The organism is Hymenobacter chitinivorans DSM 11115 (genome assembly GCF_002797555.1).
Taxonomy (GTDB): domain Bacteria; phylum Bacteroidota; class Bacteroidia; order Cytophagales; family Hymenobacteraceae; genus Hymenobacter; species Hymenobacter chitinivorans.
Genome location: NZ_PGFA01000001.1, coordinates 1,089,995 through 1,112,270 on the forward strand (window position 1 = coordinate 1,089,995; position 22,276 = coordinate 1,112,270).

Sequence of the window (22,276 nt, forward strand, 5' to 3'; positions counted from 1 at the left end):
CAGATTCCCGCTGACGAAGCAGAAAAGTCCCAGCCGCCCCGGGCAATTCGTCTGATTTACAGCGGAGCATGGAGCAGTACAGTCGGCATGACCAAGGGCGTGAATTGCTAGGGAAAATGAGCGGCCGCCCTTGAGTAGGAGCGGAGCCACCCACAGTAAACGAAACAACCGGCGTGCAGGATGAACCCCGAGCCCGCGACACCCCGGGAAAATGCGGCTGGGCCGATGCTGGAGCCAGCAGAATACCGCCAAAAAGCCCGGTCCGGCAACGGCTCAGCCAGCCACTTTTAGGCCGCCGAGGGCCGCCAAAATCGGCGGAAAAAGAGCCCTGCTGAAGCGAAAATAAAGTTTGGCTTCATATCGACTTCATGTCGAGTCAAGTGCTTTGTGCTACTCAACGAAAAGGTCGTTGGGCTAACCGCTTGAAATTGAGTTCTAATTCTTTGCTGCCCACGGGCCGCACGCCGCTCTGCCGACCTAATTCCCTTACCTCGAATCACCAACTGCCTGTCACGGTATTTATGAAAAGAACGTTCCTGCTCATGGCCATGAGCTTGGGTGTCTTGTATAGCACTACAAGCTGCTCGAAAGAAGAAAAGGAGAAGGAAGAGCAAGTTAAATTCCTGGTCACTAGTCCTCTGCAAAAAGACACGACCATCACCAAGGAGTACGTGGCCCAGATTCACGCCTTCCAGCACATTGAGGTGCGGGCCCTGGAAAAAGGCTACCTGCAGAAGATCTTCGTGGATGAAGGTCAGCAGGTAAAAAATGGGCAGCTCATGTTCCAGATCATGCCCCTGCTCTACCAGGCCGAGCTGAAAAAAGCCGAGGCCGAGGCCAAGTTCGTGAACATCGAGTACCTGAATACCAAGAAGCTGGCCGATGGCAACATCGTGTCGCCCAACGAGTTGGCCTTGTCCCAGGCCAAGCTTGAAAAAGCCAAGGCCGAAGTAGCCCTGGCCCAGACTCACCTGGGCTTTACCACCATCCGGGCCCCGTTCAGCGGTATTATGGACCACTTCCAGGCCCGGCTCGGGAGCTTGGTCGATGAAGGCGACCTGCTGACTACGCTCTCCGACAACAGCAAGATGTGGGTGTACTACAACGTGCCCGAGGCTGAATACCTAGCCTACCGGGCCCACGCCCAGGCCAACGACGCCCCGCACGTGAAGCTGCGCATGGCCAACAACGAGGTGTTCGACTACCCCGGCATTGTGCAAACCATCGAAGCCGACTTCAACAACGAAACCGGCAACATTGCCTTCCGGGCCACTTTCCCCAACCCCAAAGGCCTGCTGCGCAACGGCGAAACCGGCTCGGTACTGATGACCGTGCCCCTGAAAAACGCCCTGATTGTGCCCCAGAAAGCCACCTTCGAGGTACTGGAAAAGAAATTCATGTACGTCGTGGATAAGAACAACGTGGTGCACCAGACCGAAGTCACGGTGGCCTCCGAAATGCCCGACCTCTACATCATCTCCGCGGGCCTGAAACCGGGCGACAAAATCATGCTCGAAGGCATCCGCAAAGTGAAGGACGGCGACAAAATCAGCTTCACCTACCAGGAGCCCAAGTCGGTCATTTCGCACCTGAAAGTGTATTCAGAATAGTTGTTAGTTGTTGGTTGTCAGTTGTTAGGGCGGTTTTTACCCTAACAACTGACAACCAGCAACGGACAACTAAACTCATCAGCTATGTTTAGTAGATTCCTTCGCCGGCCCGTCTTTGCCATCGTCATATCGGTGGTCATCATGTTCCTGGGTATTCTGGCCATTAATACCCTGCCTACGTCCCAATTCCCGGAGATTTCGCCGCCCATGGTAATGGTGAGCACGGCCTATCCGGGTGCCAGCGCCAAGGTGCTGACCGAATCGGTGCTCATCCCGCTCGAGCAGGCCATCAACGGCGTGCCGGGCATGAAATACATGACTTCCGACGCCGTTTCGGCCGGGGAAGCCAACATTCAGATCGTCTTCAAGCTGGGCACCGACCCCGAGCAGGCGGTGGTAAACGTCAACACCCGCATTGCCCAGATCCTGAACCGTCTGCCGGTGCTGGTGCAGCGCGAAGGGGTGGTGGTAAACCGGGTGGTGCCCAACATGCTCATGTACGTCAACCTCTACAGCAAGGACAAGAATACCGACATGCGGTACCTCTTCAACTTTGCCGGGGTCAACATGCTGCCCGAGATTCAGCGCATCGACGGTATCGGCCGGGCCAGCATCCTGGGTAGCCGGCAGTACGCCATGCGGGTGTGGCTCAAGCCCGACCGGATGCGGGCCTACAACCTGTCCGTCGACGACGTGATGGAAGCCCTCAACGACCAGAGCGTGATTGGCTCCCCGGGCCGGATTGGCCGCTCGGATGGCAAAGAAGCCTCGGCTTTGGAGTACGTGCTGACCTACAAAGGCCGCTTCAACGACGTGGAGGAGTATAAGAACGTCATCATCAAGGCCAACGCCAACGGCGAGACGCTCCGCCTCAAGGACGTGGCCAACGTGGAGCTGGGCTCGGAATTCTACGACATCTACTCCAACCTGGACGGCTACCCCTCGGCGGCCATCATGCTCAAGCAAACCTACGGCTCCAACGCCTCCGACGTCATCAAGAGCGTGAAGGCCAAGCTGGAAGAGCTGAAGAAAACCATGCCGCCCGGCATGGACTACAAGATCAGCTACGACGTGTCGAACTTCCTCGACGCCTCCACCGAAAACGTCATTCACACCCTGCGCGACGCCTTTATCCTGGTGGCCCTGGTGGTGTTCCTCTTCCTGGGCGACTGGCGCTCCACGCTGATTCCCATTATTGCCGTGCCGGTGTCTCTGGTCGGGGCCTTCATTGCCATGCAGGCCTTCGGGATGACCATCAACATGATTACGCTCTTTGCCCTGGTGCTGGCCATCGGTATTGTCGTCGACGACGCCATTGTAGTGGTAGAAGCGGTGCACGCCAAGATGGAGGAAAAGCACCTCTCGCCCTACGGCGCGGTGCGCGAAGTAGTCGGGGAAATCAGCGGCGCCATCATTGCCATTACCATCCTGATGACGGCCGTATTCGTGCCCGTGGCCTTCATGAGCGGCCCGGTGGGTATTTTCTACCGGCAGTTCTCGATTACAATGGCCTCGTCCATCGTTATTTCCGGTATCGTGGCTCTGACGCTGACGCCGGTGCTCTGCGCCATGATTCTGAAGAACACCCACGGCCAGCCCCGCAAAAAGACGCCCATCAACCGCTTCATCGACTGGTTTAACCGCGGCTTCGAGCGCCTGACCGGCCGCTACACCACCTTCCTGGAGAAAGTCGTGGACCGCCGCGTGTTCACCTTCGCCATTCTGATTGCCTTCGGGGTGGGCATCTTCGGCATCTCGTCCACGCTGCCCACGGGCTTTATTCCGGCCGAGGACCAGGGCATGCTCTACGCCATTATCCAGACCCCGCCCGGCTCGACGCTGGAACGCACCAACGCCCTGTCGCAGCAGCTCTCGGCCCTGGCCGAGAAAGTGCCCGGCATCGAGAGCATTTCCTCGCTGGCCGGTTACGAAGTCCTGACCGAGGGCCGGGGCTCCAACGCCGGTACGCTGCTCATTAACCTCAAGCCTTGGTCGGAACGCAAGGAATCCATCCACGACATCGTGGAGAATCTGGAGAAAAAGGCCAAGGAAATTCCCGGCGCGACCATCGAGTTCTTCGAGCCGCCGGCAGTACCGGGCTACGGCGCCGCGGGTGGTTTCCAGCTCCAGTTGCTCGACAAAACCAGCACCGGCGACTATAAGGCGCTGGAAAAAGTCAACGAGGACTTCATGGCCGAGCTCAAAAAGCGCAAGGAGCTGGCCGGGCTGTTTACCTTCTTCTCGGCCAACTATCCGCAGTACGAGCTGCAGATCGACAACCAGCTGGCCATGCAGAAGGGCGTGAGCATCGGCAACGCCATGAACACGCTGAGCATCATGGTGGGCTCGACCTACGAGCTGGGCTTTATCAAGTACCAGCGCTTCTTCAAGGTGTTCGTGCAGGCCTCGCCCGAGTACCGCCGTCTGCCCAAGGACATCCTGGACATGTGGGTGAAAAACGACAAGGGCGAGATGGTGCCGTTTTCGGCTTTCATGAAAATCGTGAAGGGCCAGGGTGCCAACGAAATCAACCGCTACAACATGTACCCCACGGCCTCCATCCGCGGCGACGCGGCCCCGGGCTACAGCTCGGGTGAGGCCCTCAAGGCGGTGCAGGAAGTGGCGGCCAAAACCCTGCCCCGCGGCTACGACATCGACTGGGGCGGCCTATCGAAAGACGAGGTGAGCCGCGGCAACGAGGCCATCTACATCTTCCTCGTGGTGCTGGCCTTCGTGTACCTGGTGCTGGCGGCCCAGTACGAAAGCTTCCTGCTGCCGCTGGCCGTTATTCTGTCCTTGCCCGCGGGTATTTTCGGCTCCTTTTTGCTAATCAAAACCCTGGGCCTGGCCAACAACATCTACGCCCAGGTAGGCTTAGTGATGCTGGTAGGTTTGCTGGGTAAGAACGCCGTGCTGATTGTGGAATTCGCGGTGCAGAAGCACGAGGAGGGCATGAGTGTGCGCGACGCGGCCATTGAAGGCGCCAAAGTGCGTTTCCGCCCCATTCTGATGACGTCCTTCGCCTTCATTGCCGGCCTGATTCCGCTGGTGCTGGCCACCGGTGCCGGCGCCATCGGCAACCGCACCATCGGTACCTCGGCCCTGGGCGGCATGCTGTTCGGCACCGTGTTCGGCGTCATCATCGTGCCGGGCCTGTACTACATTTTCGGCACCCTGGCCGCCGGCCGCCGCCTCATTGGCGACGAGAACGAAAATCCCCTGTCGGAGTTTGAACCCCGCGTTATAGTTGAAGAAGAAGTTGAGACTCATGCTTAAGAAACGCATTTATCAAAGCCTGAGCGCAGCTTGCCTAGCCCTGGCCATGGGCGCCTGCAAAACGCCCACCCTGGTGCAGAAAAACGAGAACCGCACCGTCCCCGCCACTTTCACCGGCGCCGCCGCCGACTCGACCAACAACATAGCCCGGGTAACGTGGAAGGAGTTTTTCACCGACCCCAACCTGACGGCCCTGATTGATACGGCCCTGCAGCGCAACCAGGAGCTGAACATCACGCTCCAGGAAATCGAAATTGCCCGCCAGGAAATCCGGGCCCGCAAGGGCGAATACCTGCCCACGGTGGGCCTGGGCGCGGCGGCCGGCGTCGAAAAAGCGGCCCGTTACACCCTGCCCGGGGCCACGGAGGAAAACGTGGACATCAAGCCCGAGCGCCGCACCCCCGACCCGCTGACCGACTTCCAGGTGGGCGCCTACGCCAGCTGGGAAGTGGATATCTGGCACAAGCTGCGCAACGCCAAAAAGGCCGCCGCCGCGCGCTACCTGGCCTCGGTGGAGGGCAAAAACTTCACGGTGACCAACCTGATTGCCGAAATTGCCAACTCGTACTACGAGTTGCTGGCTCTGGACAACCAGCTGGCCATTATCCAGCAGAACCTGCAGATTCAGGGCAACGCCCTGAAGGCCGTGCGCCTGCAAAAGGACGCGGCCCGGGTAACCGAGCTGGCCGTGCGCCGCTTCGAAGCCCAGGTGCACAACACCCAAGCCAAGCAGTTCCTGATTCAGCAGCGCATCACGGAAACCGAAAACCGCATCAACTTCCTGGTGGGCCGCTACCCCCAGCCCATTGTGCGCAACGACGCCACCTTCAACGACCTGGTGCCGAAAGCCATTCAGGGTGGGGTGCCCGCCCAGCTGCTGCAAAACCGCCCCGACGTGCGCCAGGCCGAGCAAAACCTGGTGGCCGCCAAGCTGGACGTGCAGGTGGCCCGGGCCAATTTTTACCCCTCGCTACGCATCACCGGCGCGGTGGGCTCGGCGGCCTTCCAGCCCGGCTTGCTGGCCACGCTACCCGAGTCGGTACTGCTGTCGGTGGCCGGGGATATTGCCGCCCCGCTCATCAACAAGAACGGTATTAAAGCCCTGTACTACAGTGCTAACGCCCGCCAGACCCAGGCCGTGTACAACTACGAGCGGACGGTGCTCAACGCCTACATCGAGGTAGCCAACCAGCTGGCCAACATCAGCAACCTGGAGAAAACCTACAGTGAGAAGGCCAAGGAAGTACAGGCCCTGAACGAGTCGAGCACGATATCGAACAGCCTCTTCAGCTCGGCCCGCGCCGACTACACCGAGGTGCTCTTCACCCAGCGCGACGCCCTGGAATCGAAGTTCGACCTGGTCGAAACCAAGATGCAGCAACTCAACGCCACGGTGAACGTGTACCGGGCCCTGGGCGGCGGCTGGAAGTAACCCGCGCCCCCGCTTTCTGTAATTCGCTAAAAAGCCCCGGCCTAGCTAGGGCCTGGTCCTTACCCAAATTTTCTAAAGCGTTCCGGCTTATGGCCGGAACGCTTTTTTAGTATTGTTGGTGGCCTCTGGTAAAACGGAAACTGTAATTGGGTTAGTCGCAAGTATTGCTCATTTTAACGTAAACGGTGGTGGCTGTTGCAGAACTCAGGGTAGTTGCTTCACGGGTGGCTAGGGTGTCGCTTTAGGGTGCCTGTTGCGCCAAGCGCGTGTAGTTGCGGGCTGCTGCCCCCCGCCCCTGGGCCAGGGTCCGCCGGCGCCCCCCGAACTGCCCGAATCGGCCACCTACGACACGCTGGCCCCCCTGCCGGCCCCCGACCCGCTGCTCCAGGATACCGAGCTGCCCGGCGCTACCACTCCCGCCGCTGAGCCCCTGCGCCAGCGCCTGCGCGACGCCCGCCAGCAGCTGCTGCTGCAGTACGGGCAGCGCCTGGCCCAGCAGCAAAACCGCGCCGTACTGCTGGCCCGCCGCCGGGGCGTGGCCCAGCCATCAACGCGGCGAGTTAGAGCGTAGCCGCCTGAATTAGGTGCGTAGACAAACGTCTTACTTTTATGCTTCTTGTCTACGTAGATGCGTAGACAAGTCCGGTCAATTTAGCAAGTCTGTCTACGCGGTTACGTAGACAAACTTGCTAAATTGACCGGACTTGTCTACCTAGGGATAGTACTGGGCAACGGCTTTTCGAGGGTTTCAAGCCTAACCTTCTTTCAGCCTGCTTCCCTATCCCTTGTCCCTGCTTATATGCCTGCTCCCGAACCCTTGCTGAGCCTCACCGCCGCCGTCCGGGCGCACTTCGGGCTGACGGTGCGGCAGCTGGCCCGCTACCTGGGCGTGTCGGCGGGGCTGGTGTCGCACCTGGAAGCGGGGCGGCGGGGCCTCTCGCCGGCTCTGGCCCCGCGTCTGCTGCGGCTCACGCCCGTGCTGCCCCCTCCCTTAGGGCAGGGCCCGCCAGCGGCACCCGAGCCGCCCGCTCCTTTCGACCCGCTGGCGGCCCTGCCCGCCCCCGACCCCGCCGTGCTACCGCCACCGGGACCAGCCACTGCCGAAAGCCTGCGCCAGCCCTGGCGGCGCTACCGGCTGCAGCTGCTCACGCTGGGGCAGCAGCTGGCTCTGTTGCAGCGGCAGGCCGCCGCCCTGGCCCACCGCCGCCGGGGGCTGGCCCTGTTGCGGGCCATCAGCCCGCCTCCCGACCCCACCGAGGCCGCCCACTACGCCCGCTGGCTCGACGAGCTGACGGCTGACCTGGCCTGGGCCGACCCCGACCCGGTAGCGACGGCCACCGCCGGCCGCCTGCTGGCCGCCCGCGTGGCCGGCCTGCGCGCCACGCTGGCCCTGCTGCCTTCCGCGTAGGTGCCGGGCCTGTTCGTTCGTAATTAGTGGTGACTTCTCAACAACGGAAGGCATAGCCCAGGGCCCGGCACCAATCCTATTTTAATGAAACGACCGTTTTCGTGAACAATCTTTATAATTGAGTATGGCCAATTGCTGTCGGCACCTGTTCTGCGGGCTTTTCCTCCTTGGGTTCCTTTCAGGAGCTCACCACGCGGCTGCCGTCGGAAAGCCAGCGTTGCGTCGGTATTGTCAAGCACCGGCCGACACGCTCCCCGGGCAGGTGCGGCGCTATTACGAAAACGGCCGGCTGCTGGAATCCTACACGCGGGTCAACGGAGTACTAGAGGGCCCCTGGGTTATTTATTTCCCCTCAGGGCGTGTAGACCGTGAGATGACCTTTCTGGCGGGCCGGCCCCATGGCTTGTATAAATCCTACGATAAACAAGGGCGCCTAGAGCGGGAAATCGGCTACGTAAACGGCGTGTTGGACGGGCCCTGGGTCTTTTATTACCAGGGTGCGAAATCCATTCAAGCCACGTTCCAGAACGGCAAGCTCGAAGGGCGGTATGCCGTATTCTACCCCACCGGGGCGCTGAAGGTGCAGGCGCAGTACCACCAAGGCAACCTAGCGTCTAAGGTGTCCGCCTATACCAAAGAGGGGCAATTGGTAAACGAAGAAGTGCCTAATGCTGCTGGGGACCGGGTGATGACCCGGCTCACCTATGACAAAGCGGGCCGCCTCAAACGCTCGGAGGCCGTAGATTTCGTTCCTTCCGGTACCTACTTAGGCCCCGCCATCATGGGAGGGAGCTTGGGTGGTAAGCAATAGCCACTATTAATTCGCTCCTTTTCCTGGACTTCTGCTCATGCACGTTTACTGGCGTGGCAAAGTATCCCTACGGCCCAGAGTGAGTTCAAGAAACTAGTTCACCTTGCAAAGTTCAGAAAATGCAGCATTGGGATGAGTTTCCTGAACTCCTGGCTCTTGGGAAGATATGGGTTTGAACGGGGCTTTTATATTTACCAGTAACCACGCTAGCCGGCTTGCCCAGCGTAGAATTGCCGGCGGGTCTGAATCAGCAGGTCCACGGCCAGTTGCTTGTCGGGGGCCTCGGGCAGGGTGGAGGCGGCAAAGGCGGCTTCGACCTGCTGCACCAGGGTTTCGGCCTCGGCTACCAGGGCCTCGTACTCAAACTCGCCGCGGCGGATTTGGAGCAGAAAGTCCCGGTCGGGGCGGCGCACGTGGAGCTGGCCGGTAGTAGCAATTTCGAGGGCCGTGCGCAGCAGCCGAAACACGTGGAGCATGTTTTTGGCGTCGTAGTTTTTGCCGTGCTGCACCGTGTTTTCGTAGCGCTCCACGTTGCGGCGGCCCACCCAGTCCCAGTATTCCTTGTACACGCGGCAGTAAGTGGAGTAGCCGTTGCGGTTGAACGACAAATACGCCTCCGGCACTTCGCCTTTGGGCACAGCCGAGAGCAGCACGTCGTTGGAGGTTTCCGCGTCCTTGACCAAGCCCCGGTAACCGAGCGTGGGCACGGCGGCCGGATCCACGAACAGGGCGTACAGATCCGTCAGGTGGGGCACGTTGGCCAGCCCGCACTGCTCGGCCGTGTAGCCTTGGCGAGCTAGCCACTTGTCGGCCGGCAGGGCCCCGGCGCCCACCGTCACGTAGCAGAAATCCAGCACCGACTTACGGGCCGGCGGCTCGGGGTTGTTGATTTTCTTATTGAGCCCCTTGGCTTTGCGAATCTGGGCTACGGCGTACTCGGCAAAGGTTTGGCGGCAGAGCTTGGATAGAAACTGGGCGGGCCGAAACGCCCGGAACAGCGGGTGCTCAAACCGGACGCAGTCGGTGGGCGTGCCCAGGATTTCCAGGGCCGTGGGGTTATTTTTGAGCAGCAGCTCCACGAACCGACGCAGCTCGTAAAACACCTCGTCGTTGGTCGGGTTGGCCACCTGCGGCACGTAGTCCAGGCCGTAGTACAGGGCCTCGGGCAACACGAAGACGCCCTTCAAATCGGTGTCGGAGTGGGGTAAATCGGTGCCGTAGGCCCGGCTGCCGCTCACGGCTTCGAAGAGGATAAGCCCGTGCTGGCGCAGGTAGTCGATGCTCAGGCTGGTGTCGCTCGGAGTCATAAGAAAGCAAAAGGGAAAAGCGCTAGACGGGAAAAGAGTCGGCCAGCAGCTGGTGGAATACCGCGTTGAGCTGGGGCGTCGGGTCGGGGCCGGTGGGCACGGGCAGCGCATCGCGGGCGGCCTGGCCGGCGGCATATTCCTGCGCCAGAAACTCGACCAGCGCCGCCGGGCGGGGCACGGTCATTTTTTCGGTAGCCTGGGCTTTGCGGATTAGCAGTTCGTCTATTTCTAGATTCAAAGCCGTGGGCAGTTCGTCCCGCAGCAGGGCAAACTCCATCGGCGGCAGCGCGTGGCGGGTGCGAATCCAGCGGGCGGCCAGGGACGAGCGTAGGGCGTAAAACAACCGCTTGAGCCGCACTTCTTCCCCGGTCAGGTCCGTTTCCAACCCCCGGCGCACCAGGCCCAGGTAGTGGTGCAGGCCGGCCCGCAGGTTGAATGTGCCCGCCAGCAGCGGCTGCAGCAGCGGCCGAAACTCGGGTGCCGCGTGGTACACCGTCGGCGACTGGAGCCATTCAAACAACGCCGCGTTGGAGGCGCGCAGCAGCTTCAGGGTTTTGCGCAAATCCCAGCCACCCAAATCCAGCTCCGCATCCACGGGGAAGTTGAGCGTATCGGGCCCTTCGTCGAGCGTAAGATACCAGCTGGGCCGCCGCACGTAGATAAAGCGCACGTCGTAGTCGGAATCGGGGGAGGGGAAGCCCCAGGCCCGGCTGCCCGACTCGCAGGCGTACAGAATGCGGATGTCGTGGTCCGCCTCAAGCCGGGTAAGAGCAGCGGCAATGCGGGTCTGCATAGTTAGTTGTTGGTTGGTAGTTGTCAGTTGGTAGTTCGTGCTGACGGCTGTTTCTGACAACTGACAACCAATAACTAACAACTATAAACGGGGGTCGACGGCTTCACTTTCCAGGGCCAGCACCCCGAATACGCACTGGTGCACGGCCCGCAGCGGCTGCCCGGCCACAAACCGCTCCAGGCCTTCCACACCCAGGGTAAACTCGCGCAAAGCCAGGTTGCGCTTGGCTTTCACGCCCCGCTCGCGCAGGCGCTCCAGGTTGCCGGGTAGCAAATAATCCGGGCCGTAGATAATGCGCAGGTACTCGCGGCCCCGGCACTTGAGGGCCGGCTGCACCAGGGTTTTGCCCTCGGGAATAAAGTCGTAGGGCTTCACCACCATGCCTTCCCCGCCGGCCGCCGTCAGGTCGGTCCACCACTGGGTAGCGGCTTCCACGTCGGCAATGTCGGCCAGATGAACTACCCGGTAGGGCGTGGCCCGCAGCAGACTTTCGTCGGCCTGACTTAGGGCGCGTAGGGTTTCCATGTGCCAGGCGTGGTCTTTGTCGAAGTAGGTTTTGCCTTCAGTGGCCAGCAGGTGAAACGGGGCCAGGCGCAAATCCGCCAGGCTTTCCACCGGCCAGCAGTAGCGGCGGTAGGCTTCGGCGTAGTGCTGGGCGGCGGTTTGGCGGGCCGTGGTCCGGGCCAGCAGGGCTTCCACGCCGTCGAGGCCCCGGGTGGCGGCTTGGGTGAGCACCGCAGCAGCTTCGGGCAGGGCGGCGGTGGCGGCGGCAGCCACGGCGGCGTACTGGTTTTTGATCAGCTCCTGGGCCTTGGCCGACCACGGCAGCAGCTCGGCATCAAGGCAGAGCCAGTCGGTCTGGAACCGTTCCCAGAAGCCGGCCGTCGTCAGGGCCTGCTGCAGTTTGGTCAGGAAGGCCGCTTCCAGGGCCGGGTCGTTGAAGAAGTTGCGGCCGGTGCGGGTGTACACCTTGCCGGGGCCTTCGCCCACTACGCCGAAGCGGCGCCGGGCCGCGTCCTCGCTCTGGGCCAAAACCACCACCACGCGGCTGCCCATGTGCTTTTCCTCGCACACCACCCGGCTCAGGCCCTGGCGGCGGAAGTAGTCGAAGGCTTCGGCCGGGTGCTCCAGCAAGTCGGGCAGGGCACTGGTTTCCGAAGGGCTCATCGTGGGCGGCAAATACAGCAGCCATTTCGGGTTCAGGGCAAAGCGCGACATGACCTCCAGGGCCGCCGTGGCGTTTTCCTCCCGAATCGTCACCGACGGCAGCAAACGGGTTTTAATGATCTGCTTGCCCAGCACGTCGGTGATGTCGAGCAAATCGTCGTGCTGCTGCTGGGCGGTCAGGCCATTAGTTGTTCGTTGTTGGTTGTTCGTTGTTAGGTCGTTCTGCTGGTTTCCGTTGTCACTAACAACTGACAACTGAGAACTAACAACCAACGGCCGCACCGGCTCACAGTACACCTGGGCGGCGGGCACGGCCACCAACTCCCGCTCGGGGTAGCGCAGGGCGGTGAGGCGGCCGCCGAATACGCAGCCGGTGTCAACGTCGATGGTGTTGTTGAGCCATTCGGGGTCGGGCACGGGCGTGTGGCCGTAGACCACCGTGGCCCGGCCGCGGTACTCGGAGGCCCAGTTGTAGCGCACCGGCAGGCCGAACTCGTCGATTTCACCAGTGGTTTCGCCAAACAGGGCAAAGGCCCGCACGGCGCCCGAGCCCCGGCCCTGCATTTCTTCGCGCATGCCGGCGTGGGCCACCACCAGCTTGCCGCCATCCAGCACGTAATGACTCACCAGCCCGTCCAGAAACTGCCGCACTTGGCTCTTAAACGTATCGGATTCCAGGCTTAGCTGGGCCACCGTTTCGGCGAAGCCGTGCTTGTCATTAACCTGCTTGCCGTTGAGGTAGCGCAGCAGCTTAATGTCGTGGTTGCCGGGCACGCACAGGGCCTGCCCGCCCTGCACCATGCTCATGACCAGGCGCAGTACCTGCGGCGAAGCCGGGCCCCGGTCCACCAAATCACCCAGGAACAGCGCGCGCCGGCCTTCGGGCGCCGTTACGCGCAGGCCCAGGTCGCGGGCGTCCAGCGCGGGCTCGGTTTCCACGGCGTAGCCCAGCTTTTCGAGTAGTAGCAGCAGCTCGTCGTAGCAGCCGTGGACGTCGCCGATGATGTCGAAGGGGCCGGTATCCTGCTTGCGGTTACTGTAGAGCGGGTCGCGCACGATGGTTTGCACGGCGTCCACTTCCTCGGGGCCGCGCAAGTGGAAAATGTGGCGGAAACCTTCCTGCTTGAGCGTTTTGAGGCTACGGCGCAGCTGCTGCCGCTGCTGGGGCACCACGTGGCGGCCCATGTGCTGCCGCTCGGCCCGGGCCCGGTTGCGGTCCTCAGCTACCCGGTCGGGCACGTCGAGGATGATGGCCGTGGGCAGCACGTGGTAGTCGCGGGCCATCTGGACCAGAGTTTTGCGGGCTTCGGGCTGCACGTTGGTGGCATCGACCACCGTGAGCAGGCCGCGCTTGAGGCGTAAGCCCACCAGGTAGTGCAGCAGGGCAAAGGCATCGGGCGTGGCGGCCTGGTCGTTTTCGTCGTCGGCCACCAGCTCCCGGCACTGGTCCGACGACACGATTTCGGAGCTGCGGAACAGGCGGCGGGCAAAGGTGGACTTACCCGCCCCGGACGTGCCGATGAGCAACACTAGGGAGAGTTCGGGCAGCTTAAGATTCGTGTAGGGCATAAATAGGGAAAGTCATAAGGCTGAAAAGTCGGCTGTCAACTTAGATTCAGCGAGAAGACTAATAATGGTTCAGAATGAGGTATTTACCGCGGGTGTGGTTGTAAAAAGGCCTTAGCGAAGAAGGTCGTCCTACTGAGCGTAGCGCAGCGGAGTCGAAGTATCTCTACCGCCTTGGTAATCAAATTACTGTGGCAACGAAGCGGTAGAGATGCTTCGGCAAGCTCAGCATGACGTTCTAAAGTACCTTAGTATGCTAGATTCCTTACCGCTCAAACACGGCCAGCTGCGAAGGTGCCCCGACTTCCGCCGCTTCCGGCCCCAGGGGCTCGATGCGCACCCGGTAGCCATTACGTTCGGCCACGCCCATGGCCCAGGCCAGAAACTGCGCCCGGCTCCACTCGAAGCGGTGGTCGGAGTGGCGGAAGTCGCCGGCCGAGAGCTGCTCGTAGCGCTGGTTGTAGTCGGCGTTGGGCGTGGTCACGAGCACGGCCCCGGGCTGGGCGCGGGCAAACACCACTTGCTCGAAGGCCGCCAGCCGGTTTTCGTCGAGGTGCTCGATGACTTCGACCACGGCCGCCGCGTCGTAGCCGGTCAGGCGCGGGTCGTGGTAGAGCACCGAGCCTTGCGCCAGGGTGAGCCGCTCGCGCTGCCGCGGGGGCATTTCGGCCACGTGCAGCCGCTCGTGGGCCCGCTGCAGCTCCCGCATCGACACGTCCATGGCCAGGATGTGCTCCACCTGCGGGAGCCGGAGCAGGCGGCGCACCAGCTTGCCTTCCCCGCAGCCCAGGTCCAGCACGCGCTTGGCACCCAGGCGGCGGATTTCCTCGGCCACCCGGTCGAGGCGCACGTCGTGGAGCTTCTGCTTTTCGGCGGCCGGCTCGGCGTGGTCCGGTCCGGCCGGTTCAGTGCTGCCCGCAACGTCCTCCGCTGCGGAATCCGGCGGCAGAACGGCTTCCAGGGAGTCGTCCGAGGCGGCTTCGTCGCCGGCCAGCAGGCGCTCCAACGTTGGGTTGACGTACTCGGCCAGGTTGCGCAGGTAGCGGCGGGTGATGAACTCTCGGTCGGGGTGCTGGGGCAGCCAGGCCGCGCCCCGGTGCAGCAGCTTTTCAGCCTCCTGGGCGTTTACCCAGTAGTGCTTGTCGTTGTCGAGCACCGGAATCAGCACGTAGAGGTGGCTCAGCAGGTCGCGCAGGCGCAGGGCCGGGTGGCGCAGGTGCAGGGTGAAATAGCGGCTGTGGCCCCACTCCGGCACCGTCGGGTCCAGCACGTGGGCCGCGGTTTCGACTTCGTAGCCCAGGGGCGCAAACAGGCGGACGAGCTGCTCGGCGCTGGCGGCGGGCATCACGGCCACGGTGGCTTGCAGGGGCAGCAGCACCTCGGGCAGCTCGGGGCGGTCCTTGCAGGTGCCGTTCATGGCCGTGTTGAAGGCCTTGATCAGGGCCGCACTCAGAAAGGACGAAGCCACGTAGGGCCGGTCGTTGACGTACTGTTCCAGGGCAAATCCTTCGCCGGCCGGGCCGCGGTGGTTGCGCACCAACGCCACGGGGTCAATATCGAGCAGCACGGCGGCCGTACACCGCTCGGCGGTGGCTTCGGGATAGAAAATATGGACCTGGCCGCCGGCTACCTCCAGGGTTTGCAGGCGGGCCGGGTTCTTGTGCAAGAGGTAGCCCAAATCGGTGGCGGGCTGGTGGGTAGTGGTAATGGTAAGCAGCATCGGGGGCGGATAAAGCAGAAAGAATCAGGCTGTAACCAAAGGTAGGCGGCCGGGCCGGAAAACCACGGCAATAGTTGACCCGGCAAATCAGGCCGGGCCATGAACGAACGGGGGAGCTTTTTCGGCCCCCTTACTCGCCGCCGTGGGCGGGCTGGGGCCGACTGGTCGTCAGGGTAGCACCCGCGCTGGCCACCACGATAAAGAGCACGGCCAGCCATTGGGCCAAGGTTAGCTTTTCGCCCAGCAGCAGCCAGCCCGACACGGCCGCGGCCACCGGCTCCAGGCTCATCAGAATGCTGAACGTGCGGGTGGGCATGGTGCGCAGGGCCTGCATTTCCAGTGAAAAGGGCAGCACGCTGGAAAACAAGGCCAGCAGACCCGCCAGCAGCAGCAAATACGGCGTCAGGGCCAGCAGGCCGCCGCTGGCCACCCCAAACGGCAGCACCGGCAGCGCCGCGAAAAGCATGCCCACGGCCACCGCCACCGGACCCGGTAGCGCCGCGGCCGTGCGTTGTCCCAGCACGATATACACTGCCCACAGGCCGCCCGCGGCCAGCGCCAGGCCCATGCCCAGCAAGTCGATGCCCTGCCCCGACCAGGGCGCAATCAGGGCAATGCCCGCTGCGGCCAGCACCACCCACACGAAGTCGAACCAGCGGCGGGCCCCAACCAGGGCCAGACTCAGCGGCCCGATAAACTCGAGCGTAACGGCCAGGCCCAGCGGAATCCGGGCCAGCGACTCGTAGAACAGAAAGTTCATCGTGCCCAGGGCCAGGCCGTAGGGCGCTACCACCCGCCACTGCGCGGCCTGCAGCTGCCCCAGCCGGGGCCGCACCGTGACCAGCAGAATCAGGGCCGACAAGCCGATGCGCAGGCTGGTCGTGGCGGCCGGGCCGAGCACCGGAAACAGACCTTTGGCAATGGCGGCCCCGGCCTGCACGCTCACAATGGCAAGCAGCACGGCGGGCAGGGGGGGCAGGGTAAAGCGCGGAGTCGGAGTATCGTTCATGCAGGGGGGCGGCCGCCGCTGATGCCGGCGGCCGCGGCTGCAAAAGTGGCTAATCCCCGGCCGCCAACCCAGCCCGGGGCGGCGCTATTTCACGATGAGCCGGCCCCGTAGCATGCCCATGCCGCAGGTAAACTCGAACTCGCCGGCCCGCTGGGGCAGCAATTCTATCAGCGTCGTCCGGAAGGCGGGCAGCTCGCGGCGGATGCTGAAATCGGGCAGCAGCAGCTCTTCGGAGCAGCTGTTTTCCTCGGCCCGATAGAAGCTAAGCTGCACGGGCTGGCCCCGCTCCACCTCAATCACCTCCGGCGAGTAGCCGCCCTTGACGGTAATGGCGACTTGCTGCACGCCGCCCGCGGTAGAGGCAGCGGCGGCCGTTTGCCGGGCCGAAAAGAAGAAGTACCAGATGACAAACGCGGCCAGGCCCAGCCCGCCCAGCGTCACGAAAATTTCGGCAGTATCCATCAGAAGTTACAAAGCTTAATTGGCGCGAAAAGAGCGCAGGCGCAACGAGTTGGTCAGCACCGACACCGAGCTCAGGGCCATGGCCCCGGCCGCCAGCATGGGCGAGAGCAGCCAGCCAAAGACGGGGTAGAGCAGGCCCGCTGCCACGGGAATGCCGAGCGAGTTGTAGATAAAGGCAAAAAACAAGTTCTGGCGGATAACGCGAATCGTTTGCCGGCTCAGGGCAATGGCCGTAACCACGCCCTGCAGGTCGGAGCGCATCAGCGTGATGCCGGCCGCTTCCATGGCCACGTCGGTGCCCGCGCCGATGGCCAGCCCGATGTCGGCCCGGGCCAGGGCCGGAGCGTCGTTGATACCGTCGCCGACCATGGCCACGGTACGGCCCTCGGCCTGCAGCTCCTGGACCTTGGCGGCTTTGTCGGGGGGCAAGACCTCGGCGAAGTAGCGGGTGATGCCCACCTGGGCGGCCACGGCGGCGGCCGTTTGGGGGTTGTCGCCGGTCATCATCACCACCTCAATGCCCTGCTGCTGCAATTGCCGGATAGCCGCCGCCGAAGTGTTGCGCACGGTATCGGCCACGCCCAGCACGCCCACGGCCCGGCCGGCTACGGCCACGTAGAGCACGGTTTGGGCCTGGCTGAGCAACTCTGCGGCCGGGGTTTCCAGCTCCGGAGGTAGTACAACGCCTTCTTCCTGCAGCAGGCGGCGGTTGCCGATAAGTACAACTTGGCTTTCGACGGTGGCGGCAGCCCCGTGTCCGGCCACGGCCCGGAAGCTGGTGGCGGGCAGCGCGGCGGCATCTTGTGCCTCGGCGTAGCGGACTACGGCGGCGGCCAGCGGGTGCTCACTCTGGCGCTCCACGGCCGCTACTAATTGCAGCACCCGGCGGGCATCCTGGCCGGGGGCAACGATGAAGTCGGTAACGGCGGGCTCCCCGCGGGTGATGGTGCCGGTTTTGTCGAGCAGCACGGTATCGACCCGGTACGCTTTTTCCAGGGCTTCGGCCGAGCGAATCAGCACGCCGTGCTCGGCGCCTTTGCCGGTGCTGACCATGATGGCCGTGGGCGTGGCCAGCCCCAGGGCGCAGGGGCAGGCAATGATGAGTACGGCCACGAAGTTGACCAAGGCCAGCGGCAGGCGGCTTTCCACCGGGGCCAAATCAAACCAGAGCACGAAGGTGAGCAGGGCAATAACCACGACCGTGGGCACGAAGATGGCGCTGACTTTATCGGCCAGGCGCTGAATCGGGGCCCGGCTGCCCTGGGCATCTTCCACCAGCTTCACAATCTGGGCCAGCATCGTGTCGGCCCCGACTTTGGTGACGCGGAAACGGAAGGAGCCGGTTGTGTTGAGCGTGGCCCCGAACACCGCGTCGCCGGGCTTTTTCTCCACCGGCAAACTTTCCCCCGTCAGCATGGCCTCGTCCACGGCCGAGGCGCCTTCCAGCAGTACGCCGTCGGTGGCTACTTTCTCGCCGGGCCGCACCACCACTACGTCATTCAATTGCACCTGCTCAAGGGGCACGTCGATTTCCTGGCCGCCGGGGCGCACCACCCGGGCCGTTTTGGCCTGCAAGCCCAGCAAGGACTTCATGGCCGCCGACGTTTGGGTTTTGGCCCGCTGCTCCAACACTTTACCCAGCAAAATCAGGGCAATGATGGTGGCCGTGGTGTCGTAATAGACCTCGGGCATCAGGCCGCGGCTGGTGAAAAAGCCCGGTACGACGGTAGCGGCCAGGCTGTAGGCAAACGCGGCCCCGGTGCCCACGGCAATGAGCGTGTCCATGTTGGCAGCCCGGTGGCGCAGGCCGTTCCAGGCCGAGACGTAAAACTCCCGCCCGCTGTAGAGCAGCACCGGCAGCGTGAGCAGCAGCAAGATATAATTGAGCCCCTGCATGTTGACGCGCTGCAGCAAAGCGGGCCAGAGCATAAGCATGCTCAGCGGCATGATGACGACGGCCAAGCCCACGGCCACCCAGAAGCGGCGCTTGAGCTGCTGGTAGGTGCGGGCTTTCTGCTCGTCGAGGGCGGCTTGGCGGTCGGCGGCGCTGGTGTCGGGGGCGCGCTCCACCACGCCGTAGCCGGCTTTTACCACGGCTTCCTTCAGGGTGGTGGGGGAGGCCTGGTCGGGCAGGTACTGCACCGTGGCTTTTTCGGTGGCGTAGTTGACCAACGCACTCTGCACGCCAGGCGTACGGGTCAGGGACTTCTCCACAAAGGCCGCGCACGAGGCGCAGGTCATGCCTTCGATGTCGAGGGTAGTAGTTTCGGGAGCAACCGTATTCATTGCAAAACAGCTAATACAAAGCAAAAAGGCCCAGTTGGCGGCCAGCCGCGGCTCGTCTTCCGGCTCTACAAAGGAACAAGGGCCCCGGCCGGAAGTTGGTACGGAATCCTGCCGCATTCTTGCATAATTTGAGTTGCAGCTTGCGCCGCCAGCTTGCCGAATTGCGCCCCGTACTTGCTGAATCTGGGGCCACTGCGTTGGTAAAACCGGGGAAAAGGGCGCGCTGGTTTCCGTGCCGAACGTTTTGAGCTCATTCAGGCCGGCTACCCGCGGCCGGGGTTGGTGGGCGCCGATTAAAACCGGCCGGCCCTTTGTACCCCCGAGTTTCTACTTTTGCCAGAAGCTCCAAACTCGCTGGTGGCCCGTTGTGTTGTGTTGGGTAGCGTACGGCCCAGGCTTTGTATGCTAGCTGGTCTTTTCCAGCGGGTTGACGCGCTGCCCCCGCTTTTTCTTTGGCCTTATTCCCACCCCTCCATGAACTCCTCCGCCCGCCTGCTCGCCACCCTGGTCACTGGTACGTTGCTGTTTACTGGTTGCGGCGACCAAAAATCTGCCGCAACCACTACCGACCCCAAAGCGCCCACCGCCAGCACCGACCACTCGGCCATGCACCATGGGCCGGCCACTGCCGACATGAAGGGACTGATGAACACCATGATGACGAACATGGAGGGCGCTAAGCCTGCCGGCAACACCGACCGCGACTTTGCGCTAATGATGATGGCCCACCACAAAGGCGCCGTCGAAATGTCGGCCCTGGAGCTCAAAGAGGGCACCGACGCTACACTGCGGGCCATGGCCGAGAAAATCAGCGCCGACCAGCAGCAGGAAATCCTGGTTTTACAGGAAGCAGCCACCCGCCTCGACGCGGCCCCGGCCAACTACAAGCCCACCGACCCGGCCGACCCGTTTACCCGCCAGCTGAAGGCCTCAATGGACGGCATGATGCTGAACCTGGGCGAGCCCAGCGGCAGCGTCGACCAGGACTACGCCGCCCTGATGATACCTCACCACCAGAGCGCCGTGGCAATGGCCCAGGCGGAGCTAACCCACGGCCAGGACTCCAAGCTCAAGCAGCTGGCCCAGCAAATAATTTCGGCTCAGGAGCAGGAAATCAAGCAATTCAAGGTGTGGCAGGTGAAACACGCCGGCCAGATTAAGCCCGGCGCGGCCCTCTACGAGTGCCCCATGGGCGACGGAGGCCGCAGCAACGCCCCCGGCAAGTGCCCCAAATGCGGCATGGACCTGGAAAAGAAAGCCTAACCCGCGCTTCAAGTCCAAGCCGTTGGCAGGCCTGGTCACGCGCCGGTTTCAAACGAAGGCGGGCAGAATCCTGCAAGCTGCCGGCGCAATTCTGTACCCGCCGGGCAGCACCCCGCCGTACTTTTGGGCGTTTATTCTGCCAACCCCGGTCTGGTTTCGGGCGGCTCAACTTTACTTCTATGAAAACCCTCCAGTTCAAAACCAACATCAACTGCGGCGGCTGCATCAAGGCCGTAACGCCTACTCTGAACGGCGAGCCGGCCATCAGCGCCTGGCAAGTCGACACGGCTAACCCCGACAAGGTGTTGACCATCAGCGGGGAGCTAACCGAAGCTCAGGTAATTGCCCTGGTAGAGGATGCCGGCTTCGAGGCCCGAGCCGTGTAGCTGACCGCTGACTTTACGGTAAACGAAAAACGCCTGCGCAATGCAGGCGTTTTTATGGGTTTTGAGTTCAAACAACACGTTAGCCGCGGCGGCTTTGCCAGGCCAGCAGGTCGCTGGCGGTGTCCACGTCGCTCAGGGGCACAAGCTGGGCCACGCGCAGGCCCAGGCGGGCGGCGTCGGCCAGGGTGTCGGTCAGTACCGAGTCAGTACTCCAGGCTTTGTTCCGAAAAAAATCGGGGACTACCGTGCGCATTCCCAGCAGGTAGTAGCCCCCATCCAGGGCCGGGCCCACGACGACCTCGTGGTGGGCTAGCTGGTCGAAAGCTTCCCGTAAGTGCGTGCTGGTCAGCTCCGGGCAGTCGGTGCCGATGATGACGACCCGGGTGGCACCGGCGGCAAAGGCGGCTTCGAAGGCGTGCTGCATCCGCTGCCCAAGCTCCCCGGCGGGCTGGGGTAGCTGCTCGTAGCCAAGCCAATCGGTGAAGAAATTCGGGCTTGCCGCCGGCTCGCCGGCCAGCCACAGGGTTTTGGCCGCGGCCACGCCGTCGGCCGCCGCGCGGGTGTGGTCCAGCAGCTCCTGGTACACGCGCAGGGCTTCCTCGTCGCCCACGGTATGCGCCAGGCGGGTTTTGACCAGGCCCAGGGCCGGGTGGCGGGCAAAAAGTAGCAGGTGGTCGGCCATCAGGCGGGTACTGCGCAGTGGTTCAAAACGTAAAAGAGCTAGGCCACGGTACCGCCGCAGCTGGAGCCCGCGCCGGCCGTGCAGCCGTAGCAGTGCTGGTTGACCACAATGGGCCGTTGGGCCAGCGTGGCGGCGTCGAAGTCGCGGATGTGCTGCACGGTGCTGGCCACGTGTAGGTCCAGCATCTGGTTGAAGTCGCAGTCGTAGAGGCCGCCGTCCCAGCCCACCGAAATCGTGTTGCGGCACATCACGCCGGCCGCGGCCACGGGGTTGAAGGCGTTGACCAGCTTTTCCATGTAGCCCGCGTAGTTGCCCGACTCAATCAGGTAGTCCAGGTAGCGGCTCACGGGAATGTTGGTAATGGCAAACAGCTCGTTGAAGACGATGCCGTGGTCTTTGAGCAGCACCCGCTTAAACTGGTCCTGCAGGCCCTTCTGTCCGCCGGGCAAAAACGCCCCGGCCGGGTTGTACACCAGGTTGAGCACCAGGCCCGAACCTGCCTGTCCGTAGCCCACGGCGTTGAGCATTTTCAGCGCCCGAATCGAGTCCTCAAACACCCCGTCGCCGCGCTGGCTGTCGGTTTTGGCCGCGCTGTAGAAGGGCAGGGAGCTGACCACTTCCACGCCGTGCTTTTTGAAAAATTCGGGCAGGTCGTAGTACTTCTTATTGGCCACGATGATGGTCAGGTTGCAGCGCACGAGCACCTTGCGGCCCAGCTTGCTGATTTCCTCCACGAACCAGCGGAAGTCGGGGTTCATTTCCGGGGCGCCGCCGGTGAGGTCCACCGTCGGAATATCGGTTTGGGCCAGCGCGTCGAGGCAGTACTGCATGGTCTGCCGGGTCATGATTTCCTTGCGGTCCGGGCCGGCATCTACGTGGCAGTGCTTACACACCTGGTTGCACATCTTGCCCACGTTGATCTGGAGCACGGCCGGGGCCACGGGCGTAAGCGGAAACAGACCCGCGGCGCCGAGCTTCTCGTGAAACAGGGGCAGGTGCAGCGTTTCGGCTACTTCCTGGCGCAGCACGGTGAGTTGGAACGACGAATCGGCCAGCTGGTGGCCAGTGGCCCTTAAGGACTTAGTCATGAGCTCAATA

17 protein-coding genes are annotated in these 22,276 nt (G+C 62.8%); 8 read left to right on the plus strand and 9 right to left on the minus strand.

What is annotated here, in order from left to right; translation table 11 throughout:
* The first annotated feature begins 521 nt into the window (after positions 1-521).
* From CLV45_RS04600 to CLV45_RS24810, 6 genes are all read left to right on the plus strand, one after another.
* The gene (locus tag CLV45_RS04600) at positions 522-1,610 is read left to right on the plus strand and encodes an efflux RND transporter periplasmic adaptor subunit (protein ID WP_100335213.1); all 1,089 of its coding nucleotides are present in this window, start codon (positions 522-524) and stop codon (positions 1,608-1,610) included.
* Between the two features lie 84 nt (positions 1,611-1,694).
* Positions 1,695-4,886: an efflux RND transporter permease subunit gene (locus CLV45_RS04605; RefSeq protein WP_100335214.1), complete on the plus strand. Its 3,192-nt coding sequence runs from the start codon at positions 1,695-1,697 to the stop codon at positions 4,884-4,886.
* The gene (locus CLV45_RS04610; protein WP_100335215.1) at positions 4,879-6,318 is read left to right on the plus strand and encodes a TolC family protein; all 1,440 of its coding nucleotides are present in this window, start codon (positions 4,879-4,881) and stop codon (positions 6,316-6,318) included. Before CLV45_RS04605 ends, CLV45_RS04610 begins: the two co-directional genes overlap by 8 nt.
* A gap of 253 nt (positions 6,319-6,571) precedes the next feature.
* Complete coding sequence (locus CLV45_RS04615) at positions 6,572-6,889, plus strand: hypothetical protein (protein WP_100335216.1); 318 nt, start codon at positions 6,572-6,574, stop codon at positions 6,887-6,889.
* Positions 6,890-7,117: 228 nt separating this feature from the next.
* Complete coding sequence (locus CLV45_RS04620; RefSeq protein ID WP_100335217.1) at positions 7,118-7,726, plus strand: helix-turn-helix domain-containing protein; 609 nt, start codon at positions 7,118-7,120, stop codon at positions 7,724-7,726.
* A gap of 124 nt (positions 7,727-7,850) precedes the next feature.
* Complete coding sequence (locus CLV45_RS24810; RefSeq protein ID WP_157807292.1) at positions 7,851-8,537, plus strand: toxin-antitoxin system YwqK family antitoxin; 687 nt, start codon at positions 7,851-7,853, stop codon at positions 8,535-8,537.
* Positions 8,538-8,743: 206 nt separating this feature from the next.
* Here CLV45_RS24810 and CLV45_RS04630 read toward each other — a convergent pair whose 3' ends face one another.
* The 7 genes from CLV45_RS04630 to CLV45_RS04660 all read right to left on the minus strand — a co-directional run bounded on the left by CLV45_RS04630 (position 8,744) and on the right by CLV45_RS04660 (position 18,847).
* Positions 8,744-9,844, minus strand: coding sequence for a DNA polymerase beta superfamily protein (locus CLV45_RS04630; RefSeq protein WP_245882643.1), 1,101 nt, complete (start codon positions 9,842-9,844; stop codon positions 8,744-8,746).
* Between the two features lie 22 nt (positions 9,845-9,866).
* Entirely contained in the window at positions 9,867-10,637 is a 771-nt protein-coding gene (locus CLV45_RS04635; RefSeq protein WP_100335219.1) for a nucleotidyltransferase domain-containing protein, read from the minus strand.
* 81 nt (positions 10,638-10,718) lie between these two features.
* Complete coding sequence (locus tag CLV45_RS04640; RefSeq protein WP_100335220.1) at positions 10,719-13,373, minus strand: polynucleotide kinase-phosphatase; 2,655 nt, start codon at positions 13,371-13,373, stop codon at positions 10,719-10,721.
* Between the two features lie 262 nt (positions 13,374-13,635).
* Positions 13,636-15,090, minus strand: a complete 1,455-nt coding sequence (locus tag CLV45_RS04645) for a 3' terminal RNA ribose 2'-O-methyltransferase Hen1 (RefSeq protein ID WP_100335221.1) — start codon at positions 15,088-15,090, stop codon at positions 13,636-13,638.
* Between the two features lie 130 nt (positions 15,091-15,220).
* Positions 15,221-16,099, minus strand: coding sequence for an EamA family transporter (locus tag CLV45_RS04650; RefSeq protein WP_100335222.1), 879 nt, complete (start codon positions 16,097-16,099; stop codon positions 15,221-15,223).
* A gap of 84 nt (positions 16,100-16,183) precedes the next feature.
* Entirely contained in the window at positions 16,184-16,561 is a 378-nt protein-coding gene (locus tag CLV45_RS04655; protein WP_100335223.1) for a cupredoxin domain-containing protein, read from the minus strand.
* Between the two features lie 15 nt (positions 16,562-16,576).
* Entirely contained in the window at positions 16,577-18,847 is a 2,271-nt protein-coding gene (locus CLV45_RS04660; protein ID WP_100335224.1) for a heavy metal translocating P-type ATPase, read from the minus strand.
* Between the two features lie 474 nt (positions 18,848-19,321).
* Between CLV45_RS04660 and CLV45_RS04665 the strand changes: the two genes are divergently transcribed.
* Both CLV45_RS04665 and CLV45_RS04670 read left to right on the plus strand, forming a co-directional pair.
* Entirely contained in the window at positions 19,322-20,110 is a 789-nt protein-coding gene (locus CLV45_RS04665; protein ID WP_157807293.1) for a DUF305 domain-containing protein, read from the plus strand.
* Between the two features lie 179 nt (positions 20,111-20,289).
* Entirely contained in the window at positions 20,290-20,496 is a 207-nt protein-coding gene (locus CLV45_RS04670) for a heavy-metal-associated domain-containing protein (RefSeq protein ID WP_100335226.1), read from the plus strand.
* Positions 20,497-20,575: 79 nt separating this feature from the next.
* Here the strand turns inward: CLV45_RS04670 and CLV45_RS04675 are convergent, their stop codons facing one another.
* Together CLV45_RS04675 and arsS are read right to left on the minus strand one after the other, a co-directional pair.
* Positions 20,576-21,178 (minus strand): TIGR04282 family arsenosugar biosynthesis glycosyltransferase, encoded by a 603-nt coding sequence (locus tag CLV45_RS04675; protein WP_100335227.1) that lies wholly within the window; start codon positions 21,176-21,178, stop codon positions 20,576-20,578.
* Between the two features lie 38 nt (positions 21,179-21,216).
* A complete protein-coding gene (gene arsS / locus CLV45_RS04680; RefSeq protein WP_100335228.1) occupies positions 21,217-22,266 on the minus strand; it encodes an arsenosugar biosynthesis radical SAM (seleno)protein ArsS in 1,050 nt (349 codons plus the stop codon).
* Positions 22,267-22,276: the final 10 nt, after the last annotated feature.

Excerpts from the sequence above, each read along its gene's own strand:
- CLV45_RS04600 (WP_100335213.1), top strand. The coding sequence starts at position 522 with ATGAAAAGAACGTTCCTGCTCATGGCCATGAGCTTGGGTGTCTTGTAT.
- CLV45_RS04605 (WP_100335214.1), top strand. The coding sequence starts at position 1,695 with ATGTTTAGTAGATTCCTTCGCCGGCCCGTCTTTGCCATCGTCATATCG.
- CLV45_RS04610 (WP_100335215.1), top strand. The coding sequence starts at position 4,879 with ATGCTTAAGAAACGCATTTATCAAAGCCTGAGCGCAGCTTGCCTAGCC.
- CLV45_RS04620 (WP_100335217.1), top strand. The coding sequence starts at position 7,118 with ATGCCTGCTCCCGAACCCTTGCTGAGCCTCACCGCCGCCGTCCGGGCG.
- CLV45_RS24810 (WP_157807292.1), top strand. The coding sequence starts at position 7,851 with ATGGCCAATTGCTGTCGGCACCTGTTCTGCGGGCTTTTCCTCCTTGGG.
- CLV45_RS04630 (WP_245882643.1), bottom strand. The coding sequence starts at position 9,844 with ATGACTCCGAGCGACACCAGCCTGAGCATCGACTACCTGCGCCAGCAC.
- CLV45_RS04635 (WP_100335219.1), bottom strand. The coding sequence starts at position 10,637 with ATGCAGACCCGCATTGCCGCTGCTCTTACCCGGCTTGAGGCGGACCAC.
- CLV45_RS04640 (WP_100335220.1), bottom strand. The coding sequence starts at position 13,373 with ATGCCCTACACGAATCTTAAGCTGCCCGAACTCTCCCTAGTGTTGCTC.
- CLV45_RS04645 (WP_100335221.1), bottom strand. The coding sequence starts at position 15,090 with ATGCTGCTTACCATTACCACTACCCACCAGCCCGCCACCGATTTGGGC.
- CLV45_RS04650 (WP_100335222.1), bottom strand. The coding sequence starts at position 16,099 with ATGAACGATACTCCGACTCCGCGCTTTACCCTGCCCCCCCTGCCCGCC.
- CLV45_RS04655 (WP_100335223.1), bottom strand. The coding sequence starts at position 16,561 with ATGGATACTGCCGAAATTTTCGTGACGCTGGGCGGGCTGGGCCTGGCC.
- CLV45_RS04660 (WP_100335224.1), bottom strand. The coding sequence starts at position 18,847 with ATGAATACGGTTGCTCCCGAAACTACTACCCTCGACATCGAAGGCATG.
- CLV45_RS04665 (WP_157807293.1), top strand. The coding sequence starts at position 19,322 with ATGAACTCCTCCGCCCGCCTGCTCGCCACCCTGGTCACTGGTACGTTG.
- CLV45_RS04670 (WP_100335226.1), top strand. The coding sequence starts at position 20,290 with ATGAAAACCCTCCAGTTCAAAACCAACATCAACTGCGGCGGCTGCATC.
- CLV45_RS04675 (WP_100335227.1), bottom strand. The coding sequence starts at position 21,178 with ATGGCCGACCACCTGCTACTTTTTGCCCGCCACCCGGCCCTGGGCCTG.
- arsS (WP_100335228.1), bottom strand. The coding sequence starts at position 22,266 with ATGACTAAGTCCTTAAGGGCCACTGGCCACCAGCTGGCCGATTCGTCG.